This is a genomic window from Sodalis praecaptivus (genome assembly GCF_000517425.1).
Classification (GTDB): domain Bacteria; phylum Pseudomonadota; class Gammaproteobacteria; order Enterobacterales; family Enterobacteriaceae; genus Sodalis_A; species Sodalis_A praecaptivus.
The window spans coordinates 724,152-744,773 of record NZ_CP006569.1; the positions used below are offsets into that span (position 1 = coordinate 724,152).

At 59.0% G+C, this 20,622-nt stretch carries 17 protein-coding genes; 8 read left to right on the top strand and 9 right to left on the bottom strand.

The annotated features are described in order from the left end of the window. Positions 1-221 precede the first annotated feature (221 nt). The gene (locus SANT_RS03335) at positions 222-1,742 is read left to right on the top strand and encodes a flagellin (protein ID WP_025420888.1); all 1,521 of its coding nucleotides are present in this window, start codon (positions 222-224) and stop codon (positions 1,740-1,742) included. A 344-nt stretch (positions 1,743-2,086) separates the two neighbouring features. Then, a complete protein-coding gene (locus tag SANT_RS03340; protein ID WP_025420889.1) occupies positions 2,087-2,812 on the top strand; it encodes an RNA polymerase sigma factor FliA in 726 nt (241 codons plus the stop codon). A 340-nt stretch (positions 2,813-3,152) separates the two neighbouring features. Here the strand turns inward: SANT_RS03340 and SANT_RS03345 are convergent, their stop codons facing one another. From SANT_RS03345 to SANT_RS03375, 7 genes are all read right to left on the bottom strand, one after another. Continuing rightward, positions 3,153-4,391: an HD-GYP domain-containing protein gene (locus SANT_RS03345; protein ID WP_025420890.1), complete on the bottom strand. Its 1,239-nt coding sequence runs from the start codon at positions 4,389-4,391 to the stop codon at positions 3,153-3,155. A gap of 130 nt (positions 4,392-4,521) precedes the next feature. Then, complete coding sequence (locus tag SANT_RS03350; protein ID WP_025420891.1) at positions 4,522-5,661, bottom strand: AraC family transcriptional regulator; 1,140 nt, start codon at positions 5,659-5,661, stop codon at positions 4,522-4,524. Next, positions 5,640-7,034 (bottom strand): MmgE/PrpD family protein, encoded by a 1,395-nt coding sequence (locus tag SANT_RS03355; RefSeq protein WP_025420892.1) that lies wholly within the window; start codon positions 7,032-7,034, stop codon positions 5,640-5,642. The genes SANT_RS03350 and SANT_RS03355 overlap by 22 nt, the downstream gene beginning before the upstream one ends. Further along, on the bottom strand, positions 7,031-7,777 hold the full coding sequence (locus tag SANT_RS03360; protein ID WP_025420893.1) for an amino acid ABC transporter permease: 747 nt from the start codon (positions 7,775-7,777) through the stop codon (positions 7,031-7,033). The genes SANT_RS03355 and SANT_RS03360 overlap by 4 nt, the downstream gene beginning before the upstream one ends. 3 nt (positions 7,778-7,780) lie before the next feature. Next, positions 7,781-8,455 carry an amino acid ABC transporter permease gene (locus SANT_RS03365; RefSeq protein WP_025420894.1) on the bottom strand — a complete coding sequence of 225 codons (675 nt, stop codon included), beginning with the start codon at positions 8,453-8,455 and terminating at the stop codon, positions 7,781-7,783. Positions 8,456-8,545: 90 nt separating this feature from the next. Further along, positions 8,546-9,421 (bottom strand): transporter substrate-binding domain-containing protein, encoded by an 876-nt coding sequence (locus SANT_RS03370; RefSeq protein ID WP_025420895.1) that lies wholly within the window; start codon positions 9,419-9,421, stop codon positions 8,546-8,548. Positions 9,422-9,639: 218 nt separating this feature from the next. After that, positions 9,640-10,398, bottom strand: a complete 759-nt coding sequence (locus SANT_RS03375) for an amino acid ABC transporter ATP-binding protein (protein ID WP_051440098.1) — start codon at positions 10,396-10,398, stop codon at positions 9,640-9,642. Between the two features lie 503 nt (positions 10,399-10,901). Between SANT_RS03375 and SANT_RS03380 the strand changes: the two genes are divergently transcribed. The 3 genes from SANT_RS03380 to SANT_RS03390 all read left to right on the top strand — a co-directional run bounded on the left by SANT_RS03380 (position 10,902) and on the right by SANT_RS03390 (position 14,141). After that, the gene (locus SANT_RS03380; protein WP_025420897.1) at positions 10,902-11,894 is read left to right on the top strand and encodes a phosphotransferase enzyme family protein; all 993 of its coding nucleotides are present in this window, start codon (positions 10,902-10,904) and stop codon (positions 11,892-11,894) included. Continuing rightward, positions 11,891-13,243: an aspartate aminotransferase family protein gene (locus SANT_RS03385; RefSeq protein ID WP_025420898.1), complete on the top strand. Its 1,353-nt coding sequence runs from the start codon at positions 11,891-11,893 to the stop codon at positions 13,241-13,243. Before SANT_RS03380 ends, SANT_RS03385 begins: the two co-directional genes overlap by 4 nt. A 136-nt stretch (positions 13,244-13,379) precedes the next feature. Then, positions 13,380-14,141, top strand: coding sequence for a DeoR/GlpR family DNA-binding transcription regulator (locus SANT_RS03390; RefSeq protein ID WP_025420899.1), 762 nt, complete (start codon positions 13,380-13,382; stop codon positions 14,139-14,141). 229 nt (positions 14,142-14,370) lie between these two features. Here SANT_RS03390 and argH read toward each other — a convergent pair whose 3' ends face one another. Continuing rightward, a complete protein-coding gene (gene argH, locus SANT_RS03395; RefSeq protein WP_025420900.1) occupies positions 14,371-15,885 on the bottom strand; it encodes an argininosuccinate lyase in 1,515 nt (504 codons plus the stop codon). 423 nt (positions 15,886-16,308) lie between these two features. Here argH and SANT_RS03400 point away from each other — a divergent pair, with 423 nt between their 5' ends. From SANT_RS03400 to SANT_RS03410, 3 genes are read left to right on the top strand one after another with little or no spacing between them, the layout of a single operon-like run. Further along, positions 16,309-17,631 carry an MFS transporter gene (locus SANT_RS03400; protein ID WP_025420901.1) on the top strand — a complete coding sequence of 441 codons (1,323 nt, stop codon included), beginning with the start codon at positions 16,309-16,311 and terminating at the stop codon, positions 17,629-17,631. 18 nt (positions 17,632-17,649) lie between these two features. Beyond that, positions 17,650-18,813 carry a mandelate racemase/muconate lactonizing enzyme family protein gene (locus SANT_RS03405; RefSeq protein ID WP_025420902.1) on the top strand — a complete coding sequence of 388 codons (1,164 nt, stop codon included), beginning with the start codon at positions 17,650-17,652 and terminating at the stop codon, positions 18,811-18,813. Beyond that, positions 18,807-19,712, top strand: a complete 906-nt coding sequence (locus SANT_RS03410) for a dihydrodipicolinate synthase family protein (protein ID WP_025420903.1) — start codon at positions 18,807-18,809, stop codon at positions 19,710-19,712. Before SANT_RS03405 ends, SANT_RS03410 begins: the two co-directional genes overlap by 7 nt. Positions 19,713-19,777: 65 nt before the next feature. Here SANT_RS03410 and SANT_RS03415 read toward each other — a convergent pair whose 3' ends face one another. Beyond that, complete coding sequence (locus SANT_RS03415; RefSeq protein WP_025420904.1) at positions 19,778-20,455, bottom strand: helix-turn-helix domain-containing protein; 678 nt, start codon at positions 20,453-20,455, stop codon at positions 19,778-19,780. Positions 20,456-20,622: the final 167 nt, after the last annotated feature.

Genomic DNA, 20,622 nt, shown 5'->3' on the forward strand with positions numbered 1-20,622 from the left:
CGGGCAATGGCGCTGAAACGAAGGTTAATAGCGGGTAATTCACGCAATAGAGGCGTAGATGAGGGGAAGGGCATTCCCATTCAAGGGCAATAAATTTCCATTTTAGGCTAAAGATTGGGAAAAGAACGCCGATACCATTGAAGACGGTCATTAAAGCCCCTTAGCAAAATGCCCGGGTTCACCTTTTCTGTCCCTAGGGACGATTATTTAGGAATACTGCAATGGCACAAGTCATCAATACCAACAGCATCTCGCTGATGGCCCAGAACAATTTGAACAAATCGCAATCTGCCCTGGGTACCGCTATTGAGCGTCTGTCTTCCGGCCTGCGCATCAACAGCGCCAAGGACGATGCCGCCGGTCAGGCGATCAGCAACCGTTTTACATCAAACATCAACGGACTGACGCAGGCGTCGCGCAACGCTAACGACGGTATCTCCCTGGCGCAGACCACGGAAGGCGCGCTGGATGAAATCAACGACAACCTGCAGGCAATTCGTACGCTGACCGTGCAGTCACAAACGGGCACCAACTCCACCAGCGACCTGCAATCCATCCAGGATGAAGTGACCCAGCGCCTGGCGGAAATCGATCGTATTTCCCAGCAGACCGACTTCAACGGCGTCAAAGTTTTAAGTACCGATAAGAGCCTGTCCATCCAGGTCGGCGCTAACGATGGTGAAACCATCTCTATCGATTTGAAGAAAATCGATTCCAATTCCCTGAAACTGGGCACCTTTAACGTCAACGGCCCGACCGGCACCCAGACCGGCGTTACCGTTGCGCCGACCACCAATGTCGCCGCCACCGGCAGCGTCTCGGTCAGCTCCGTCACCCTGTCCGCCGGCACGAACGACGCCAAGGCCGATATCGAAGCGGGTAGCCTGGTTAAAAACGACGACGGCTACTTCGTGAAAACCAGCGACGGCGATTACTATGCCGCCACGGTTTCCACCGACGGTACCGGCAAACTGACCGCCACCGTTGCCGATGACGCGGAAGTAGAAGCCGCCGCGCCGACGGACACCACGGCGGTCACTACCGGTAGCGCTATTGCCACCACTTATGATAGCGCCACCGGCATCACCGCCACCGGCAACGCCGACGCCGCCGATATTGCCGCGGGCACGCTGGTGAAAGACGACAACAACAACTACTACGTCAAAACCGATAAAGGCGCTTACAGCGCTACCGTTTCCATCGCCGACGACGGCACCCTGACCGCCACCGTTGCGGCCGATGCCAAAGCCACGACGCCGGGTATCACCGACAGTAACACCGCGTCCACCGTCGACAGCGCCAAAACGTCGCTGGTGCAGGACAAGAACGGTCACTATTTCATTAAAGACGAAACCGCCGGCTCTACGGATGCGACCGTGAAATATTACGCCGCCAAAGTCACCACCGACGATGATGGCAATGTGACCGCCGCCAGCTACGACTCCAGCAAAGCGCTGACCGCCGCTACCAGCGACCCGTTGGCCACCCTGGACGATGCGCTGTCCACCGTTGACACCATGCGTTCTAATTTGGGTGCGGTGCAAAACCGGTTCGAGTCCACCATTAACAACCTGACCAGCAGCACCAGCAACCTGAGCGAAGCACAATCGCGTATTCAGGACGCTGACTATGCCACCGAAGTATCCAATATGAGCAAGGCGCAGATCTTGCAGCAGGCGGGTACCTCAGTACTGGCCCAGGCCAATCAGGTACCGCAGACCGTTCTTTCTCTTCTGCAGTAAGCCTGTAAATTATCCCGGTCGCGCTATCACGACGCACGTTGTTGGCCGCGTCATCACGGCCAGCGACGTTCGCCGCTTACGACGACCGGGCGCGCCACACCTGGCTTCGCTGCCGCTATTGGCAGTCCCACCCCGCTCCGGCGGGGTTTTTTTATTCTCTACCGGCGCGGGGCAAGGAAGAAACTGATAGGTGACTCCTCCATCCGGCGGGTTAGCGATAGGGTAACGCCGTCGATAACGGCGGTATGGGAGGATAAGAGCGGCTTTTTGCTGACTATTCGGTCGATTGATTGGTGAACGAGTACGGATAATCAGCGCAGAACCGGGTGAGAAAGGGTTAAAAGATGAGCGATCTGTATACTGCCGCAGGCGTGATGGATAAACAGTCGCTATGGATGCGTTATATTCCGCTGGTACGCCATGAAGCGCTGCGGCTACAGGTGCGTGTACCCGCAAGCGTCGATCTGGACGATTTGCTACAGGCCGGCAGCATAGGCTTGCTCAGCGCGCTAGATCGTTTCGATGCGGTTCAGGGCGCCGCCTTTACCACCTATGCGGTGCAGCGTATTCGCGGCGCCATGCTCGATGAGTTGCGCGGCCGCGATTGGCTGCCGCGCAGTACCCGGCGTCACGCCCGGGAAGTGGCGCAGGCCATTCAGAAAACCGAGCAGACCTTGGGCAGAACCGCCACCGAGCAGGAGGTGGCGAATACGATGAACATTCCGCTGGCCCAGTATCACCAACTATTGCAGGACACCAACAGCGGTCAGTTGTTTTCCTATGACGAATGGCGCGAAGAACATGGCGACGCTGCGGATAATCTGCTGCCGGAGCACGAAGCGGGCAATAACCCGCTACAGCAATTGCTCGAAAGCGGCCTGCGCGATCGCGTGATTGCGGCCATCGAGGCGCTGCCGGAACGGGAGAAATTGATGCTGACGCTCTATTATCAGGAAGAGCTCAACCTGAAAGAGATAGGCGAGGTCATGGGCATCGGTGAATCGCGGGTCAGCCAGTTGCACAGCCAATCCATCAAACGCCTACGGGCGAAGTTGATGTCTGATTTCTAAACCTTTATTGCACTACCGCCCTGTTTGCCGGCGCCCTGGCCGGCACGCGTTCTTTTCCCTACCCCCCTGACAGACGCCTCGCCGGCAAAGGATGCGGCGGCCAAGGTTTTTTCGCAATGCCTCCCCGACAAACTCGACTTTCCTGCGCGCCCGCTAGCGGCCGTCTTTGCCGTCGCTAGGTCGCCGACGAACCCGAGTTTTATCCCGTGCGGAGGGGGTAAAGATGGCCTGGCAAAGCATTTTGCCCCCGGGCGCGGCTTTTACCGGCACCAGAGGCGTGCCGGTATGGCCCGGTAACGACCGTCGACCATGGGGCGGCCCTTACCCGCTTAGAGGCGGATCAGCCTTCCATTTCCCGTTCCTGATGTTGTCGCTGCGGCGTGTAGTCATCGCCGTGCCAACCGAGCGTAATGTCCGGTTCGGCGAGACCGGTTTCGAGCCCGTCTAGCAACGCTTCCGGCCCGGCGCTGCCGTCGCCGATACTGGGGATCGCCAAATCCAAATTGCGCGCGGACAGCGGCGCGCTGGTGAGTGAGGAAAAAAAGCGGCGGACTTTAGGGTGCAGTAGCGACGCGCCTTCCGCCTCCGTCGCCTCCGCCAGAGGCTCTGGCGCGAGACGTACCGCGGATCCTACCGGGTAAACGCCCACCGCCTTAACGAAGGTAAAAAACACCGATTGATCGAAATGCCCCTTCCAGGCCGCCATATTGCGGATGGCGGCGTCGGGGGTCCAGGCGGCTTTGTAACTGCGGCTGGATGTGAGCGCATCATAGACATCGCACACGGCGGCCATGCGTGCATAGCGCGAGATAGCCGCCCCGCGCAGACCAAAGGGGTAACCGCCGCCGTCGATTTTTTCATGATGGTGCAACAGGATATCCCGTATGGCGGGCGCGGTGGTATCGGGATTCAGCATGGCGATGCCGAGCAGGGGGTGTTGTTTGATGATAGCCGACTCCGCGACGGTAAGACGGCCGGGCTTATTCAGAATGGAAGCCGGGATCAGCGCTTTGCCCAGATCGTGCAACAGTCCGCCCATGCCCAGTAGCCGCAGCGTTTCCGACGGCAGGCGATATTGCAGGCCGAGGGCAACCATCAGCGCGCAGACCGCGACCGAATGCTGATAGGTGTAATTATCGTGGGTCTTGAGCTGCGCCACGCCCAGCAAAGCTATCGGATTGTCCTCAAGGGAGCGGATAACGCTATCCACCAGGGGCAGGGTAACCAGGGGATCGAGGGTTTTACCCAGCCGCGCGTCGCAGAAAATTTGTTTCATCTGCGCGGCGCCGGTCAGACAGATTTGGCGCGCGTTTTCCAACGCGCTGTCGATACCCTCGCCGTCATGGCGCGAGGGCGATGCGGGGATCTGGCTGAGCCAGGGGCGGGCGTTGACGGCGCGCACGCCCTTCAACTCATCAATCCAGACGTGTTTGATTCCGACGCGATGAATAGCGGTAATTTGTGCAGAAGTGGTTAGCAGAAAACCGTCGCGCAACGTGGTGGAGCTGTGGCGTGAGAGCTCCAACCGCTGGATATACATCCCCAGCCGCAACGCGCCGACGCCTAATCGCTTAATCACTGTCTCTCTCCTGAACAGAGGGCTTTAGACGTTAACGGCACGATGCGGGAAAACTTTAGCCCCCGTGCGCCCAAAACCGCATTTTTTTGCGACGGCGGCGGTGAATGCGCCTGAGGGAGCGGAGGCCACCTCAAAAAGAGTCGGGGACAGCGGCGCAGCGGTTCGCCCGCGACTGCCATTGTTTGGGAGACAAGCCATACCAGCGCTGAAAGGCGCGCGATAATGCGCTGGTTTCGGCATAACCCAACCGCGCCGACAGCGTGGATATATTACCCTGATCCTGTTCGAGAAAATCAAGCGCCAACTCACGACGCGTGGTTTCGATTAGCGTTTTAAAAGTTACGCCGCAGTCGACCAGGCGGCGGCGCAGCGTCCAACTGGGCATATTCAGCCGATGCGCCACGTCGTCCAGCCGCGGTTTTCCCTGCGCGAGCAACGCCGGCAAGGCGTGTTTCACTTGTTCGACCACATTGTGACCGATCTTGTCGCGCTGTCCGAGCATCTGCAAACTGTGTTTCGCGAGCGTCATAAGGCGGCGGTCGTAGCCCGGCATGGGCCTGTCCAGCGCCGCGGTGGCAAAAATGAGCGCATGCTGAGGTTGCTTGAAGCGCACGCCGGGGCCAAATAGCTGACGGTGCGCGCTATCGCATGCCGGCGGGCGATGGGCGAAGTGCACCGCCTGGGGCGTCCAGTCGGCACCCAGGGCCTGGCGCAGCAAAGTCTGCCAAACGGCCAATAGGAGTTCGCTAAGATGACGCTGTTGATCGGGGGAACTGTCGGCAGAGTGATAAATAAGGTGACACTGGCCCCGGCTTTGCCGCAGTTGAATGCGCGCGCGTTGCTGATGCAACGCAAAGCCATCGACGAGCTGCGCCAGCGCCGCGCCGAGCGTGGGACAACTGAGCAAAAGGTAGCCCAGCAGGCCCAGCGCCTTCAGGGGGAACTGACGTCCGAAAGCCAGGCCAAAATCGGCATTGCCGGTTTCGTCCGCCGCGACCTGTAGCACGCGGCAATAAAGGGGTAGGGGAATCGGCGCGTTGGGCGTGTCGTCCCAGTGCAGGCGCAGTCCGGCTTGTGCGCTGACCCGCGCGGCCACGCCGCCCTGGAGGGTGATGAAATCCGCCAGCCCGCTGGTCATCGTGGCCAGCAGCGAAGGTTCATCGTCGCGCATGCTTTTCTCGGCGGGAAGCGGCAGGGAGCACCCTTGGCGTTTGCCTACCCCGGCACGGCCGGCTGCCGGTTCGCCGCTTAATTCCGGGCGTCGGGACATAAGGCAGCCAATAACGAACGCAGGGTCGGCAGCGCCGCCATATCGAGCGCGTAGGCAAACACGTCGGCGGCCTGCGCGGCGGTCAGGCTAGCGCTGGCGCAGCGCACAAATTTGTCTGCCAACTGCTGATGGCTCAAACGCCACGCTTTGCTGCCCGGTTCGACGTCGGTCGAACGGAAAAAGGTGTTTCCGTCCACCGTCGTCAGCCGCAGACGGCAGCCCAGCGCGACGCCGCCGGCGCCTTTCGGTAGCGTGTCGTCGCAGAGCGTTAAGACTTTTTGCGCGAACGCCCGCACCTCGTCGCGCCGCACCGTCTCATCGTTAAAGTCCTGTAGCGCGAGTTGGCCCTGAACCACGGCGATGGCCAGGCTGAACGGCAGGCTGAACTTCGCTTCCATGGCGGTTGTCGCCTGCGGATGGATCAAAATGCGCGGCGTGGCGGGATCGACGCTAACCTCAACCCGGGCAATCGCCGTGGCGGAAAGCCGTTCGTCGGCGATAAGGCTCATCAGCAGCGCGATGGCGGCGTGGCTACAGGTGCAGCAAGGGTAGGCTTTGATCGTCACTCCGACGCCCTCCAACGCGAAGGGGCGGGCGAACGGCGCAATGAAGTCCTGTACCGCGACCGGTACGCCGGCGAACATAGACACCATCCCCGCCGGACCCATCAGGCTGCCCGGCGTTGAGGTCATACCGGCGGCAGCCATCTGCGCCGCCATAACGCCATGAGCGGCGGCGAGGCCGGTTTGCAATGGCTTGGCGTCGCTACCAAAGTTGCTGCGCAGGCCGGCCGCCATGGAAGCCGCAAAGCCCAGCGCGTGGCGCAGGCGGTCGGCATCCAGCCCTAATAGCAAACCGCTGGCCGCCGCCGCGCCCACCACGCCAAGCGTACAGGTTGCGTGCCAACCGGCCAGATAATGCCGCGGGTTGACCAGAGGGCCCAGCCGCATAATGGTTTCGACCCCCGTCAAATAAGCCGCCACCAGCGCTGTGCCCGACAAATCCAGCGCATCGCAGAGCGCCAGACAGGCGGCGCCGACCGTTACCGTAGGATGGCTCAGGGATAATAAGGTGTCGTCATCGTCGAAATCATCCACATGCGCGGCAAAGGCGTTGAACAGGGCGGCATGTTGTATGCTGAGGCTTTTGCCCTGGCCGATGGCGCGCGCGCTGGCGCCCGGCGCCGGTACCTGCGCCGGCAGGGTAGCGAGCAGCGCCAGGGTGGAGGGGTGCTGCGCGCCTGCGAGCATCACCCCCAGCAGGTCGGTAAGATGCTCGCCGGCGACGGCTTGCGCCGCCGGCGGTACGGCCGCGCCATAGGAAGCCAGCAGGCATTCGGCCACCGCGCGTTCGTGCTCAAGTAGTTCGCTCATGATTTACCGTCTTGAGAAGAAGGATTCCAAGGGGCGGCACCGTTCGACGGGCCGGCGGGCGCGGCAGGCTGTGCGGGACGGTGCAAATGGCGCGACAAACGTCGCTCCAAAAGCGATCCCGCTCTCGACACCGCGGAACAAATGACAAAGTAGACCATCAACATGAGTCCGTAGACGACGAAGCTGGAGACGCCGCCGGTCGTCGAGGTAGAGCGCTCAATCACTATCTGACCGGTGCGTAATAACTCCACTACCCCGACCACCGATCCCAACGTCGTGGCCTGGATCAGGGTTGCCGCCAATCCGCAAAACGGGGGAAGGATGATGCGCACCACCTGCGCCACCTGCACCAGCACGAAGAACAGCACCGGATGAAAACCCAAGGCGCTGCCGGCTTCTTTTTGCCCCGGGTCGAGCGAGGTCAACCCACCGCGGATGATTTCCGCCCCGTTGGCGCTGCCCCAAAGGGACAGGCTGATAACGGTTGAGGTAAAAGGATCTAACGAGACCGCGACCATCGGCAGTACAAAGTACACCGCCAGCACCAGCACGAAGATAGGGATGGCGCGGACGATTTCTACCAGTACGATAAAGAGCCAGCGCACCGGAGCCAGACGGCAGGTCACGCCGAAGGCCAGCAGAATGGCCCCCAGGGTGGACGCCAGCAACGTGCAAACGGATAACGCGAGAGTGACCGCGATGCTATTGAGGAAAAGAGGGAAATATTCAATTAATAATGGCATCACTTATCCTCTGGCGAAGGGGCGGTTCATGCGGGTTTCCATTAACCTGAGCAGCATGGAAAGTAAAAACACCGTAAGGATATAAATGATCGTGATAGCGCTGAACATCTCGACGGTTTTAAATTCCAAAGACACTTTGTCCACGGCGACAAACGTCAATTCCGCAATACCCACGACCTGCATATAAGAAGAGTTCTTCACCACTCCGATGGCGGTATAAAGCAGCGAGGGAAGGGCAATGCGCAACGCTAATGGCCAGGCCACCAGGACATGATAAAGCAGCGAGGATAACCCCAGCGCCTGGCTTGCCTCATTCAGGCCATGAGGGACTGCCGCCAGACCCGCGCGGAAATTCTCGCTATTAAAGGCGATGGCCCAAAGGGATAACGCCAGGATGCCGGAGTTGAACGGCGATAACTTCAGCCCCACTTCGGGCAGGCCAAAATAGATAAAGAATATTTGCAGCAATAACGGCGTATTGCGAATGAAGGCGACGTATCCTTTAATAAGCGCCGCAATTTTACCGTTCGGCGCCGCCAGTTGCATTGAGGCCAAGATAGCGCCTAATAACATGGAAATGACAATACTGATGAGGCTCAAGCGCAGCGTCATAAGCCAGCCCGCAAACAGATCGGGTAAATTGTCGAGGATATACTGCCAATCAAACTGAGATGCCATTGCCGCCTCTGCTAATACATAAAACCGCCTGGCGCCCTGCGGGCAAGGCCAGGCGGGTTGACCGAAAGAGACCTTTACGCCGTAGCGCCGTTATGATTTCGGCGGCTCCCCTTCATACGTATTGATGGTGAAGGTCCTGATTTGCTCGTTCTGGACATATTTCGCCACTATCGGTTGGTAAAAATGCTGCTGTTTCATTTGGGTCAACGCCGCATCAAGATAGGTTTTCCATTCGGTTTCCCCTTTGCGGATACCGCCGCCGCCCCACTGGACGTCGTATTGTTCGCTGGTGGGAAGCATCCGCAGGTCGGGATGGGTCGGGACCAAAGTAATCAACGACGCGATATCGCCGGTATAAGCCTCCCCTCGCCCCTGGCGCAGACTCTGTAGCGCATCGGCGTTGCTATTCATCCGTATCAGCTGTGCCTGAGGCGCGTTTTTGGTAAGCCAGTTGATTTGGCTGGCCCCTTTGAGAACGATAATTTTTTTATCCAAGATATCGGCGTTTTTCTGATAGGGACTGTCTTTGCGCACCAGAAAACTGCTCGAACCCCAAAAATAGGGGGTAGTGAAATCGATCACTTTCTGTCTTTCGGGGAAAATCCCTAAGGTGGCGAGGATCAGATCGATTTTCCGGCTCATCAGTGCGGCAATCCGGTTTTCCGAGGTCACGCATTGCAAATCGACTTTATCGGGGCTACCGAAGGCAAGCTGGGCGATATGATGCGCCATATCGACTTCAATACCGGTGGGTTTACCATCGCTGCCGAGGAAACCGGCGGGCTGATAATCGCATTTTACGCCGACGCGTAATTTGCCCTGATCGGCGATATATTTTGGCAGCGGCGGCAAGCTGTCCGCATAACTGGCCGGTAGCGCGCCCAACAGGGCAATGACCGCGGTAAGAGACCCTAACAATGTCCCGGAGCGGAAGGTCCGGCGGTTAATTCGTGGCTGCAAATTCATCGATGCTCCCGTTACTGCGAATGAAAAGGGGATGGAAATACTGTTGCCGCGCGCCATAACGCGCGGCGCCGTTGTGCTATCCAGCGCGTGGGACCGTCCGCTGATACCGACCGCCGTCCTGTGATACCGGCCGTCGTCCTTAATATCGACCGCTGTGCGCCATTGCCGACCGCCGTCCGTTTGTGTCGGTCTTCACCGCGGGCGCGGACCGCCACCCATTAATGAAGTAATTGGTTGAAGAAGGCTTTGGTGCGCGCCATGGCCGGGCGGTTGAAAATGGTGTCCGCGTTATTCACTTCGACGATTTCGCCTTGTTCCATAAAAACGACCCGATCGGCCACCCGGCGGGCGAAGCCCATTTCATGTGTCACGCACAGCATGGTCATGCCGCTACCGGCCAGCAACATCATTATTTCCAGTACCTCATTCACCATTTCGGGGTCCAGGGCGGAGGTCGGCTCGTCAAAGAGCATGATTTCCGGCTCCATACACAATGCCCGGGCAATTGCGACGCGCTGTTGCTGCCCACCGGAGAGCTGGCCCGGATATTTATGCGCCTGGGCGGCGATATGTACCCGCTCCAGTTGCGCTAAAGCGCGCTCGCGCGCCTCGGCGTGCCGCATTTTTTTGATCCATACCATGGCCAGCATGCAATTTTGCAGCACCGTTAAATGGGGAAATAAATTGAACTGCTGAAAGACCATGCCCACCTTGCGACGAACGGCATGGACCGCGACACGCTTATCCGCATGCGCAATCCCGTCGATCAAAATTTGACCTTGTTGATAGGGTTCCAACAAATTGATGGTGCGCGCCATCGTGGATTTGCCCGAGCCGGAAGGACCGCAAACCACCACCTTTTCACCGGCTTTGATCGACAGGTTAATGTTTTTCAACACCTGCATTTGGCCGAACCATTTATTCACCCCTTGCAATTGAATGGCATAGGGAATGCTCTCTTTTTCGGTCGATAACATGCTTTCTCCTGCTAATGACGTGCACCGGTTTGCCCAAACGGAGCGCAGGCCTTGCGCCACAAACGCACTCGCTAGAGGAAGGGCAAACCCTTACCATGCAGCCGCCTATCTCACCTCTAGCGTAAGAAAATCATAAAAATGTGGCATGTTCAACATATTTATTGCCCGGCTAAACTGGTTCAAATTATGCACCAAATAAGTGCGAAAAACGCGGCTGAGGGGAAAGTGATTAAGCCGTTAATTCGGCGCTAATTATTAGCGGAGGTGAGGGGGGGTTGCGCTAATTAAGTGTCAAATAACGGCTTTTTATCGTGTAAAATAAATTTTTATGCCCTTTGATAGGGCAGAGGGAACATAAATTAAGCGAAGACGTCAGGCCGTAGGTGGGGTGCTTTTTGCAGAAGCTGACGCGGTCAAAACCAATAAAAAAGTGCCGCTTGTGAGTTGAACTATCCACAAAAAAATGTTGTACTCGCCTCATATTAATCAGGCGAGAAACCGATATGCTTTATGAGGATAGCTTTTTGCAGCGCCTGGAATCGCTGCTGCGCGCGGCGTTGGTGGAGTGGGGGCTGGCGGCAGATAGTGCCATGAAATTGCTAACCATTTCCGAAAATGCGACCTGGCTTGTGACCCATCCCCGCTCAGGGGAACGGGTGGTGATGCGCGTTCATCGGCCTGACTACAGTAGCGAGGCGGAAATACGTTCTGAATTAGCCTGGCTGGAAGCGCTGCGCACCGCCGGCACCGTCAATACCGCGGCGCCGATACGCCGCCGGGACGGGGAGTATATCGGCTGCCTGTGGGATCGGGGCAGCGCTCGCTATGTGGTGGCGTTCACTTTTGTGGCAGGCCACGAACCGGATGCGGGCGCCGATTTGCGGCATTGGTATTCCGAGCTGGGTCGCATAACGGCCGCGCTACACCAGCACAGTCGGCATTGGCGTAAGCCGGCGGGTTTTGTCCGTAAACATTGGGATTATGACAGCATGATCGGGGCTGGCGCATTGTGGGGCGACTGGCGCGCAGCCCCCGGCCTGACGGATGCCGGACGCAATATCATCGCGCAAACGGCCGAGGTCGTGCGCCAGCAGCTGCGCGATTACGGCCAGGACGAGGCGCGCTTTGGCCTGGTGCATTGTGATTTACGGCTGGCCAATCTGCTGGTGGATGGCCGGCGCTTAACGGTTATCGATTTCGATGACTGCGGTAGCTGTTGGTATATGTATGATTTCGCCGCCGCGGTTAGTTTTCTGGAACAGGATCCGCGCGTGGCCGATTTTAAAGCGGCCTGGCTTCAGGGTTACCGCACGCAGACGCCGCTGTCCGCCGCCGACGAAAGTGCGCTGACGATGTTCATGATGTTGCGGCGGATTCAGTTAACCGCCTGGATTACCAGCCATGTCGAAACGCCTACCGCGCAAAATCTGCAACCTGCCGCGTATACCCAGGGCACGGTCGCACTGGCTGCACACTATCTGAGGGAAACCGCATGAATGAGGCAAAACCGATCTTGGCGTTAAACCGCTTCGACGCCCAGGCGGCCGCGCAACTTGATGCGCGGCTAAGTGAACGGGTGGCGCGCCGACATCGCACTCAGGGCAACGCCGCGGTGATTTTCTATCGCCAGCCGCTGGAGATTGTACGCGCCAGCGGCGTTTGGATGTATGATGCCGCGGGCAACGCCTACCTGGATATGTACAATAACGTGCCGTCGGTCGGGCACTGTCATCCGCGTGTGGTGAAAGCCATGAGTGAACAGGCCGCCCGCTTCAACACCAATAGCCGCTATTTGTACGCCATCCTGGATGAGTATGCCGAAACGCTGCTGGCCACGTTTCCCGACCCGCTCAGCAATGTGGTATTGACCTGCACCGGTAGCGAGAGCAACGATATTGCGCTGCGCATCGCCAGCGCCCATACCGGTAAACACGGGTTCATTGTGACCGAGGCGGCTTACCATGGTAATACGGCGGCGGTGATGGCGGTTTCGCCTTCGGCGTACCGCCAGCCCCGCGTTCCGGCGCATGTCCGTACCGTGCCCGCGCCTGACGCTGGCCGTCTGCGCGCGGGTGAGACCTTAGAGAGCGTGTTCGCCAGCCAGGTTCAAGCGGCGATCGATTCTCTAGACGCCGCCGGTATCGGTTGTGCCGGCCTGCTGGTGGACACCATTTTTTCCAGCGACGGGGTTTTTGCCGATCCGCCCGGTTTTCTGCAAAGCGCGGTACGGCGCGTACAGGCCGCCGGCGGCCTGTTTATCGCCGACGAAGTCCAGCCCGGTTTCGGGCGCACCGGGCAAGGATATTGGGGCTTCGCCCGCCATCAGGTCATGCCGGATATCGTCACGCTTGGCAAACCGATGGGCAATGGCTTTCCTATGGCGGGCGTGGTGACCCGACCGGCGCTTTTGGATACCTTTTGCCAGGCGACCGAGTATTTTAATACCTTCGGCGGTAATCCGGTGGCGGCGGCCACCGGGTTGGCGGTGTTAAACGTCATCAAGGAGGAAGGGCTCATCGCCAATGCCGACCGTACCGGCGCCTGGCTGCGTTCGGCCTTGCGCCAGCTGGCCAAACGCTTTCCGCTCATCGGCGATGTCAGGGGCGCGGGGCTGTTTATCGGCGTCGAATTCACCACGCCTGACGGCGCGGCCCCGGATGCGGCGACCGCGGTGGCGATGATCAACGGCCTCAAAGAAGAAGGGGTGTTGATAGGCGCCGCCGGCGCTCACGGCAATAACCTGAAGATCCGCCCGCCGCTGTGTTTTACGCAAGAAAATGCGGCCTGGTTTGTCGACAAATTTGCGACGGTGCTCTCGCGCGTGAGCCAGGAGCGACGCGGGTGAGGCTGTCGCCTTCGGGCGCAAAAAGAGGGTAACGCTTTGCCGCCGTTGCCGAAGTTGATATAAAGGCGTAGTAGACGCCGCGGGCGTATTTTACCCGTGGGCGATGGCATCGATCGCAGCTTTCAAGCCGGTAACCATGTCCAAAACCAAACAAATACGCCAGGCGAAGATCCTGGCGGAAATCAACGATACGCCCAGTTTGCGCATTGCCGAACTGGCGCGGCGACACCATGTTTCCACCGAAACCATCCGTCGTGATCTGGACGCGCTGACGCAGGGCGGACATCTCAGCCGCACTTACGGCGGCGCCATACGGGCGCAAAGCAGCGAACCGTCCATCAGCGAGCGCCACCAGTTGTTTGTAGCCGAGCGCGAGCGTATCGCGCGGGAAACGGTCAAGCAGTTAACGGGTGCGCATATCGTGATGATAGGCTCCGGGGCGACGACGGTCCATGTGGCCCGGCGTATCGCCACCGATATGAAAAATCTTAGCGTCATTACCCACTCTTTCGGGGTCGCCACGGTATTGTCGATGAATCCGACCATTAAAGTCATTATCGCCCCGGGGGAGTATGAATCCTCCGAGGGGTCGGTGGTGGGCGCGCTGACGATAAATTTTCTGCATCAATATTTCGTCGACTATGCCATTTTGGGTGCCAGCGGCGTTTCGGCGGAAGGGCCCAGCGACGCGTTGATCGATTGCGGAACGGTGTATAGCACCATGTCGCAGCGCGCCGCGGCAACGCTGGTCGTGGCCGATCACTCCAAGTTCGGCATGACGTTCCCGTCCCGCTATGCGCTTTGGCCGCAAATCACGCGGCTGATAACCGATAAACAGCCGGACGGGCCGCTGCGGGAGAGTCTTAATAAACATCAAGTGGCTTGCTCTATCGCCTAACGTGAGCCGAACGGGCCGCGGCGGGAAAATTTGCCTGAGCCGTCAGTGGGATTGTACGATCGTATCGCCGAAAGAGCGCCGGATGGGCGGCTGACACAGCGTCCGTTGCATGGCACACTCGCCTACAGACAGCCGGGCGGGCCGCTGGTGGGCTATTTTCATCAGCACCAGGCGGTTTGCACCCGCCCCTTGACGCCGCCGGCAATGGCGCGCCGGCGGCGGCCTGGTCTCAATCTCTCTCTGCCGCCAGCGTTTCCAACGCCGTTTGCAGCGCCTGGGTCGCCGCCGCTTTATGCTGTTGCCGTTCGGTCAGACGCTGCTCGTCGAGCTCAAGTTGCCGCCGCGCCGCCGCCAGCGCCTGCCGAATCGTCGCTGGCGCGGTGCCGCCGCTGTGGGTGCGTCCCCGCACGGCGCGCGCGGGATCCAACGTTTCGCTCACCCACGCATCATCAATGGGCAGCTCGCGCCCCAGCATGTCAACGGCGGCACGGTTAACCGCCTGCGCCGTTATCTGGCTGGCGTCTTTCCCTTCCTCAAGGGCCAAACGCACCACCAATCCGACGAGATGATGCGCTTCGCGGAAAGACAGTTGGTGGTCTTTCACCAGTCTGTCCGCTAATTCGGTGACGGTGCTGAAATTGCCATAGCAGCGCTGTAGCATGAGCTTGGCGCGGGGCTCCACGGTGGCAATCACCTGTGCAAACAGACCCAAATCCTGTGCGGCGCGGGCCAGCGCGGGCCAAAGATCCATCAGTCCTTCGCGGATAGCGTCCAGCGAAACGGTGAAATGGGTACTGCGAATGGCGCTCAACGTGCCGGTAAGGACGCCCACCAGCCGCGCGGATTCGGCGCGCAGGAACTCCAGCGCAAACGGATTTTTCTTCTGCGGCATGATGCTGGATGTCCCCGCCACGCTGTCGGGGAATCCGATAATGGCAAATTCATCGCTGGAAAAAGTGTGAAAATCCTGCGCTACCCGCCCCCAGGTGAGCGAGAGCTGCGTGACGGCATACAGCAGTTCGGTGGCGAAATCCCGCGACGCTACCGTGTCCAGGCTGTTGTGGGTCACGCCCTCCTGGCCCAGCAGGGCGGCGGTACGCTGTCGGTCGATAGGAAAGCTGCTTCCCGCCAGCGCGGCGGCGCCCATACTGCCTTGCACCAAACGCGGCCAAACCTCGGCCAGCCGCTGATAATCGCGCGCCAGCGATTCGGCGTAGCCAGCCAACAGAAAGCCAAAGGTAATCGGCTGCGCGGGCTGTAAATGGGTATAGCCCGGCATGATGACCTCGGCATACTTTTCCGCCTGCGACAGGCACAGCGTCCGCACCCGGTTGAGCGCCGACATGATAGTCAACGCCAGCCGCGCGGCACGCAGGCGGTCCAGGGTGGCGCCGATATCATTGCGGCTGCGCGCCAAATGAAGAAATCCGGCCTCGTGCGCGCCGACCATCCTGCCCAGGCGGAGTTCAAACGCAAAGTAACCGTCTTCGGTGCGGGGATCGATAACTGCCGGATCTTCTTGTCCTTCCGCGGCCATCGACAGCAGCGCTTTGGCAAGCGTAGCGGCACGGGCGGTCGGCATAAGCCGGCAGTCGTGCAGCATCACCAGATGGGCGCCGTTTACCGCGAGCATATCGGCGAAGTCGTCCGGGTTGACGTTTGCCAGCAGCGGAGCATAGATGCAATTCTGGATTTCCGGTAACGGATCCTGCGCCAAACGGGCGCCTATTTTATCGTTGGACATCGGTCATGTTCCTTACATACGGCCATCGTCGCCGGCGACCCGCGCCGGGGGGACAAAAGGGCATAACGGAGAAAACCCTCATTATGTGCCGTCGGGAAAAGAACGTCTTGCCCGACGGGAACAGTTTTTTGACCGATGATGACAGTCGGCGATCGGAATGCCTTAGGCCGTCGCGGCGTTGCTCCGCCTCATCCCTTCATTGCCTGGTTCCGTACCGGCGCGGGCTTGGCGGCTATGCTTCACTATGTGAAGCATTTTTACGGCGTATTTTATGATTACTCTCACGTAATCCCAAGCCGTCATGGCGAAACGGGCGGCGTTCGTCAACACTGACGTCATCCTACAACGCAGTGGCATGACCCTCTGACGCGACACTATCCGATAACGAAAACAGGGCAAATCCTGATTTGCTCAGGAGATCGCATGAATAATTCCAGTCCTCACTACGCCGCGACGTACCCGGGCGCCAATCCGGCCATGTCGTCCCGGCGCACATTTAAAATCATGATGTCCGCGGGTATCGGCCATTTTATTGAATGGTTCGATTTCGGCTTATACGGCACGCTGGCCGTGATTATCGGCGCCAATTTCTTCGCCGGCGGCGATCCGGCCGTGGCGCTGCTTAAGTCGTTTGCGGTATTTGGATCCGGCTTTCTGATGCGCCCCCTGGGCGGCCTGTTTTTTGGCTCGATGGGCGACAGGCTCGGGCGGCGCAAGGTGCTGGTAACGGTGATTATGATCACCTCCATCTCCACCTTTATTATGGGGTTATTGCCGACCTATCATCAGGTGGGCATTCTCGCGCCGGTGTTGCTGGTATTGACCCGGCTATTGCAGGGTTTCGCCGCCGGGGGCGAAAGTTCCGGCGTCATTACCTATCTGGCGGAAAGCGCGGCACCGCACCGCCGGGCCACGCTTACCTGCTGGAGTGAAAACTTCAGTTTTATGGCCTTTGTCGTCGGCACCGGGCTGGTGTTGCTGCTCACGCACCTGCTGGGCGAAACGGCGATGAACGACTGGGGTTGGCGGTTGCCGTTCCTTCTGGCGGCACCGCTGGGATTGGGCGGTTTGTACATGCGCCGGAATATGGAAGATTCCGCCGCTTTTCACGCCTTGCAACAGAGCGGCCATATTGAAACCGCGCCGCTGCGCAAGACCCTGACCTCGTCGAGTAAAGCGTTGCTCTTTTGCGTCGGTTTTGTGGTGGTAAAAGCCGTAAGCAGTTGGGTGTTGCAATCCTTTATGCCCGGCTATTTATCGACCCATCTGCACTATAGCCGCACCGATGCCTATTTAATTACTACGCTGGGGTTATTAAGCGTCGCGGTGTGCATGCCGTTAACCGGCTATTTATCGGACAGAATTGGCCGCCGGCCGGTGATGCTAATGGGCTGCGGCGGCTTCATATTACTGACTTATCCGGCCATGCTGCTGATGACCAAAGATTCGGTAGGCGCCGCCATTGCCGCCATGAGCCTGCTCGGCGTGTTCGTCGCCTTGTTCAACGGCGGCTGCGGCGCGGCGATGGTGGAGCTGTTCCCCACCGCGATCCGCTACGGTGGGATCGCGATTGCCTACAACATGACGGTGGCGGTTTTCGGCGGCGTCACGCCGCTGGCCTCCGCCGCCTTAATTGCCTTTACCGGCGATCCTTTATCCCCGGCCTATTATGTGATGGCCACCGCGCTGATTTCGTTTATTGCCGTATGGCTGGCGAAGGAAACCGCCGGTAAAACGCTGGATTAACCGACCCCGGAGAAGATAATGAAAATTATCGCAGTTGAGTGTTTCCCGCTGAAAATAAAACCTGCGGAAGTGTATTTGGGCGGTCCCGTCGATGACGTGCAGGATGACTATTATTACCGCCCGGAATATCGCTGCGTCTATTCGCGCAAAATGGAAACCTGTCTGGTGAAAATTACCGCCGACGACGGTCATGTTGGATGGGGAGAAGCGTTGGCGCCGGTGATACCGCAGGTTATCGCCGACATTATCACGGCACTCTTTACACCGCTGCTGATGGGAGAAAACCCGTTCAAAAGCCAGGTGCTGAACGCCAAAATGTATAATTCGATGCGGGATCGCGGCCACATCACCGGTTACCACATCGACGCGATCGCGGCGGTGGATATCGCGTTATGGGATCTCAAAGGTCAGATCCTCGGCCTGCCGGTGCATCAATTGCTGGGCGGTAATTTTCGCGATGGGATCCCCTGCTATGTCTCCGGACTGCCGAAACCCACGCTGGAGGAACGCTGCGCGCTGGCGCAGGAATGGCAGGGTAAGGGCTTTCACGCCGTGAAGCTGGCGCTGGGCTATGGCGTCGCGGAGGATGTCGCCAACGTTCGGGCCGTCCGGCAGGCGATCGGTCCCGAAGGCGATATTTTGCTGGACGCGCATTGGAATTACAGCCTGAGCGAGGCGGCCGAGCTGGCCGCAGCGTTGCGTGACTATGGTGTGCGCTTTTTGGAAGCGCCGCTGCTGCCGGAAGATGTGGCCGGCCACGCGGCGCTACGGCAAAAGAGTGCTATTCCGATCGCGCTTGGGGAAACGGAGCGCACCCGTTACCAATTCCGGCCGTTTATCGAACGCCAAGCCGTCGATATTCTGCAACCCGATGTCGGGCGTACCGGCATTACCGAATTGATGCACATCGCCTCCCTGGCCGAAACCTGGAACCTGAAGGTCGCCCCGCATCTCAGCGTCGGTCTGGCGCCCTGCATCGCAGCATCGCTGCAGGTGGCCGCGGCGCTGCCAAATTTATATTTGCTTGAATTCCAGCCGCCGGTGTTTGCGCTGGCGAATAGCCTGCTCAAGACGCCTTTGGTTTGCCGGATGGGAGCGTATCAGCTTCCCTCCGGCCCCGGTCTGGGCATTGAGGTGGATGAACAACGCGTGCGTGAATACTGTGAGGGGAAAGTATGCTAACAGGAAATGTACCTATTCTCGCGACGGCGTTCGATGCGCAGGGCCAGGTGGATCTGGCCTCCATTGAACGCCTCGTCAAATTTTTGCTGCGCCAGGGCATTGATGGGCTGGCGCTGTTTGGCAATGCCTCTGAAGGCTACGCCCTGACGGAGGCGGAAAAGAAGGCCATTTTTGACCGGGTGAAGGCGCTGACCGGCGATCTGCCGCTGGTGGCGGCGGCGGGCGGCGCCTCGAGTCAGGTGGCGATCGAATCCATTAATCGTGTCGCCGCCTGGGGAGCCCAGGTGGCCATGGTGAATCCGCCCGCCGTCGTCAAACCCGGTCCAGAGGAGGCGTATCGCTTTTTCGGCGATCTTAACGCCGCGTGCGATATCGACATCATGGTGCAGGACGCGCCGCTGATGACCGGCGTATCGCTGCCGGTCGCCACCCTGGCGCGGTTATGTCGGGATTTCCCCGCGGTGAAATACATTAAGGTCGAGCAACCGCCCACGACCCTAAAAATTACCGAATTAAAAGACCAGCTACCGGAACGTATCGGACTGTTCGGCGGGTTAAATGCGGGGTTTTTGTATGAAGAGTTAGCGCGCGGAATTGTCGGCACCATGCCCGCCTGCGAATTCCCGGAGGTGATCAACGGCATCTTACAGGCCTGGGGCCGCGACAGGCAACGAGCACAGACGCTGTTTTATCGCTATTTGCCCTTTTTGCGTTATGGCGTACAGCCCGGCATTGGCGTGGCGGTGCATAAGGAAATCCTGTATCGCGCCGGCCTGTTCTCCACCAACGTGGTACGCGATCCCGCGAAGACCCTTGATGCCGTCACTCGCCGGGAGTTGCGTGATTTGACGGACGCGCTGCCGCTGGCGGTGCTGCAGGAGGCACAGGGCGCGGCATAGCAAAGCGGGTCGCGCGCGGCCTAACGCAGCGTAGGGGCAGGCGGCGGCGACCGCGCCGGGATGACTTAGCCGCCGCCGAGTTTTTTCGCCGCCGCCACCAGAAATTTTTGCAGCGTTTCCAATGCCAGCGTATCGCCGCTTAAATTCGACAGCGCTATCGCGGCCTGCATGCCCGGCAAGAGGCAGGCCATGCGCGACTCGCCGTCGGCATAGGTTTTTACCAGCACCTGATGGCGCCGCGCCGCATCGATATCCCCTTTCAGCAGGTGGAAATCATGAACACCGATGAGCTCGACAATTTCCTCATCGCTTTTCGCCGCCAGCAGTTTGATGCCGATAATGGAATCGCGTATCGGTACCGAGTCGTAATTCCCGATTGCTCGGGCGGCGCTTTTGCCTTTACGGGTATGAATGAGATACACCACGTTTTTCCCGCTCAGCACGCCAATGACAATGGAAACGGAGTGATTGCCGATCTCCTCCAACAGGTCGATAGCCGCCGTGTAAAAGGCTGAATGATGAATCGCGCTGGCAGAAAAACGGTGCACCCCCAGGCCGAGCGTGTATTTGCGTTTTTCATTACGAAATACCATTTCCAGCGCTAATAGCGTTTGCATCAGGCGCGTCACTTTGGCGGAATCCAGCGCCAATTCTCGACCGATTTCGCGGATCCCCATCGGCCGGTTGACCGTTACCAGCAAATTCAGACAGCGAAAGGCGTCATAAACGGAACGATTTAACATGGACCTCTTCATCCTGACCGGGTGAACCGGGTGTCATCGGTTGCCATAACTCGACGCTACGCGAAGCCCGCGCCGCCGCGCATGGCCGACAGGCGATACGTCGTTGCTGAGCATACACTATGGCGCCTGCTGTTGTCGTACTCCGGCAGCTTACGTCGAATAAGAGA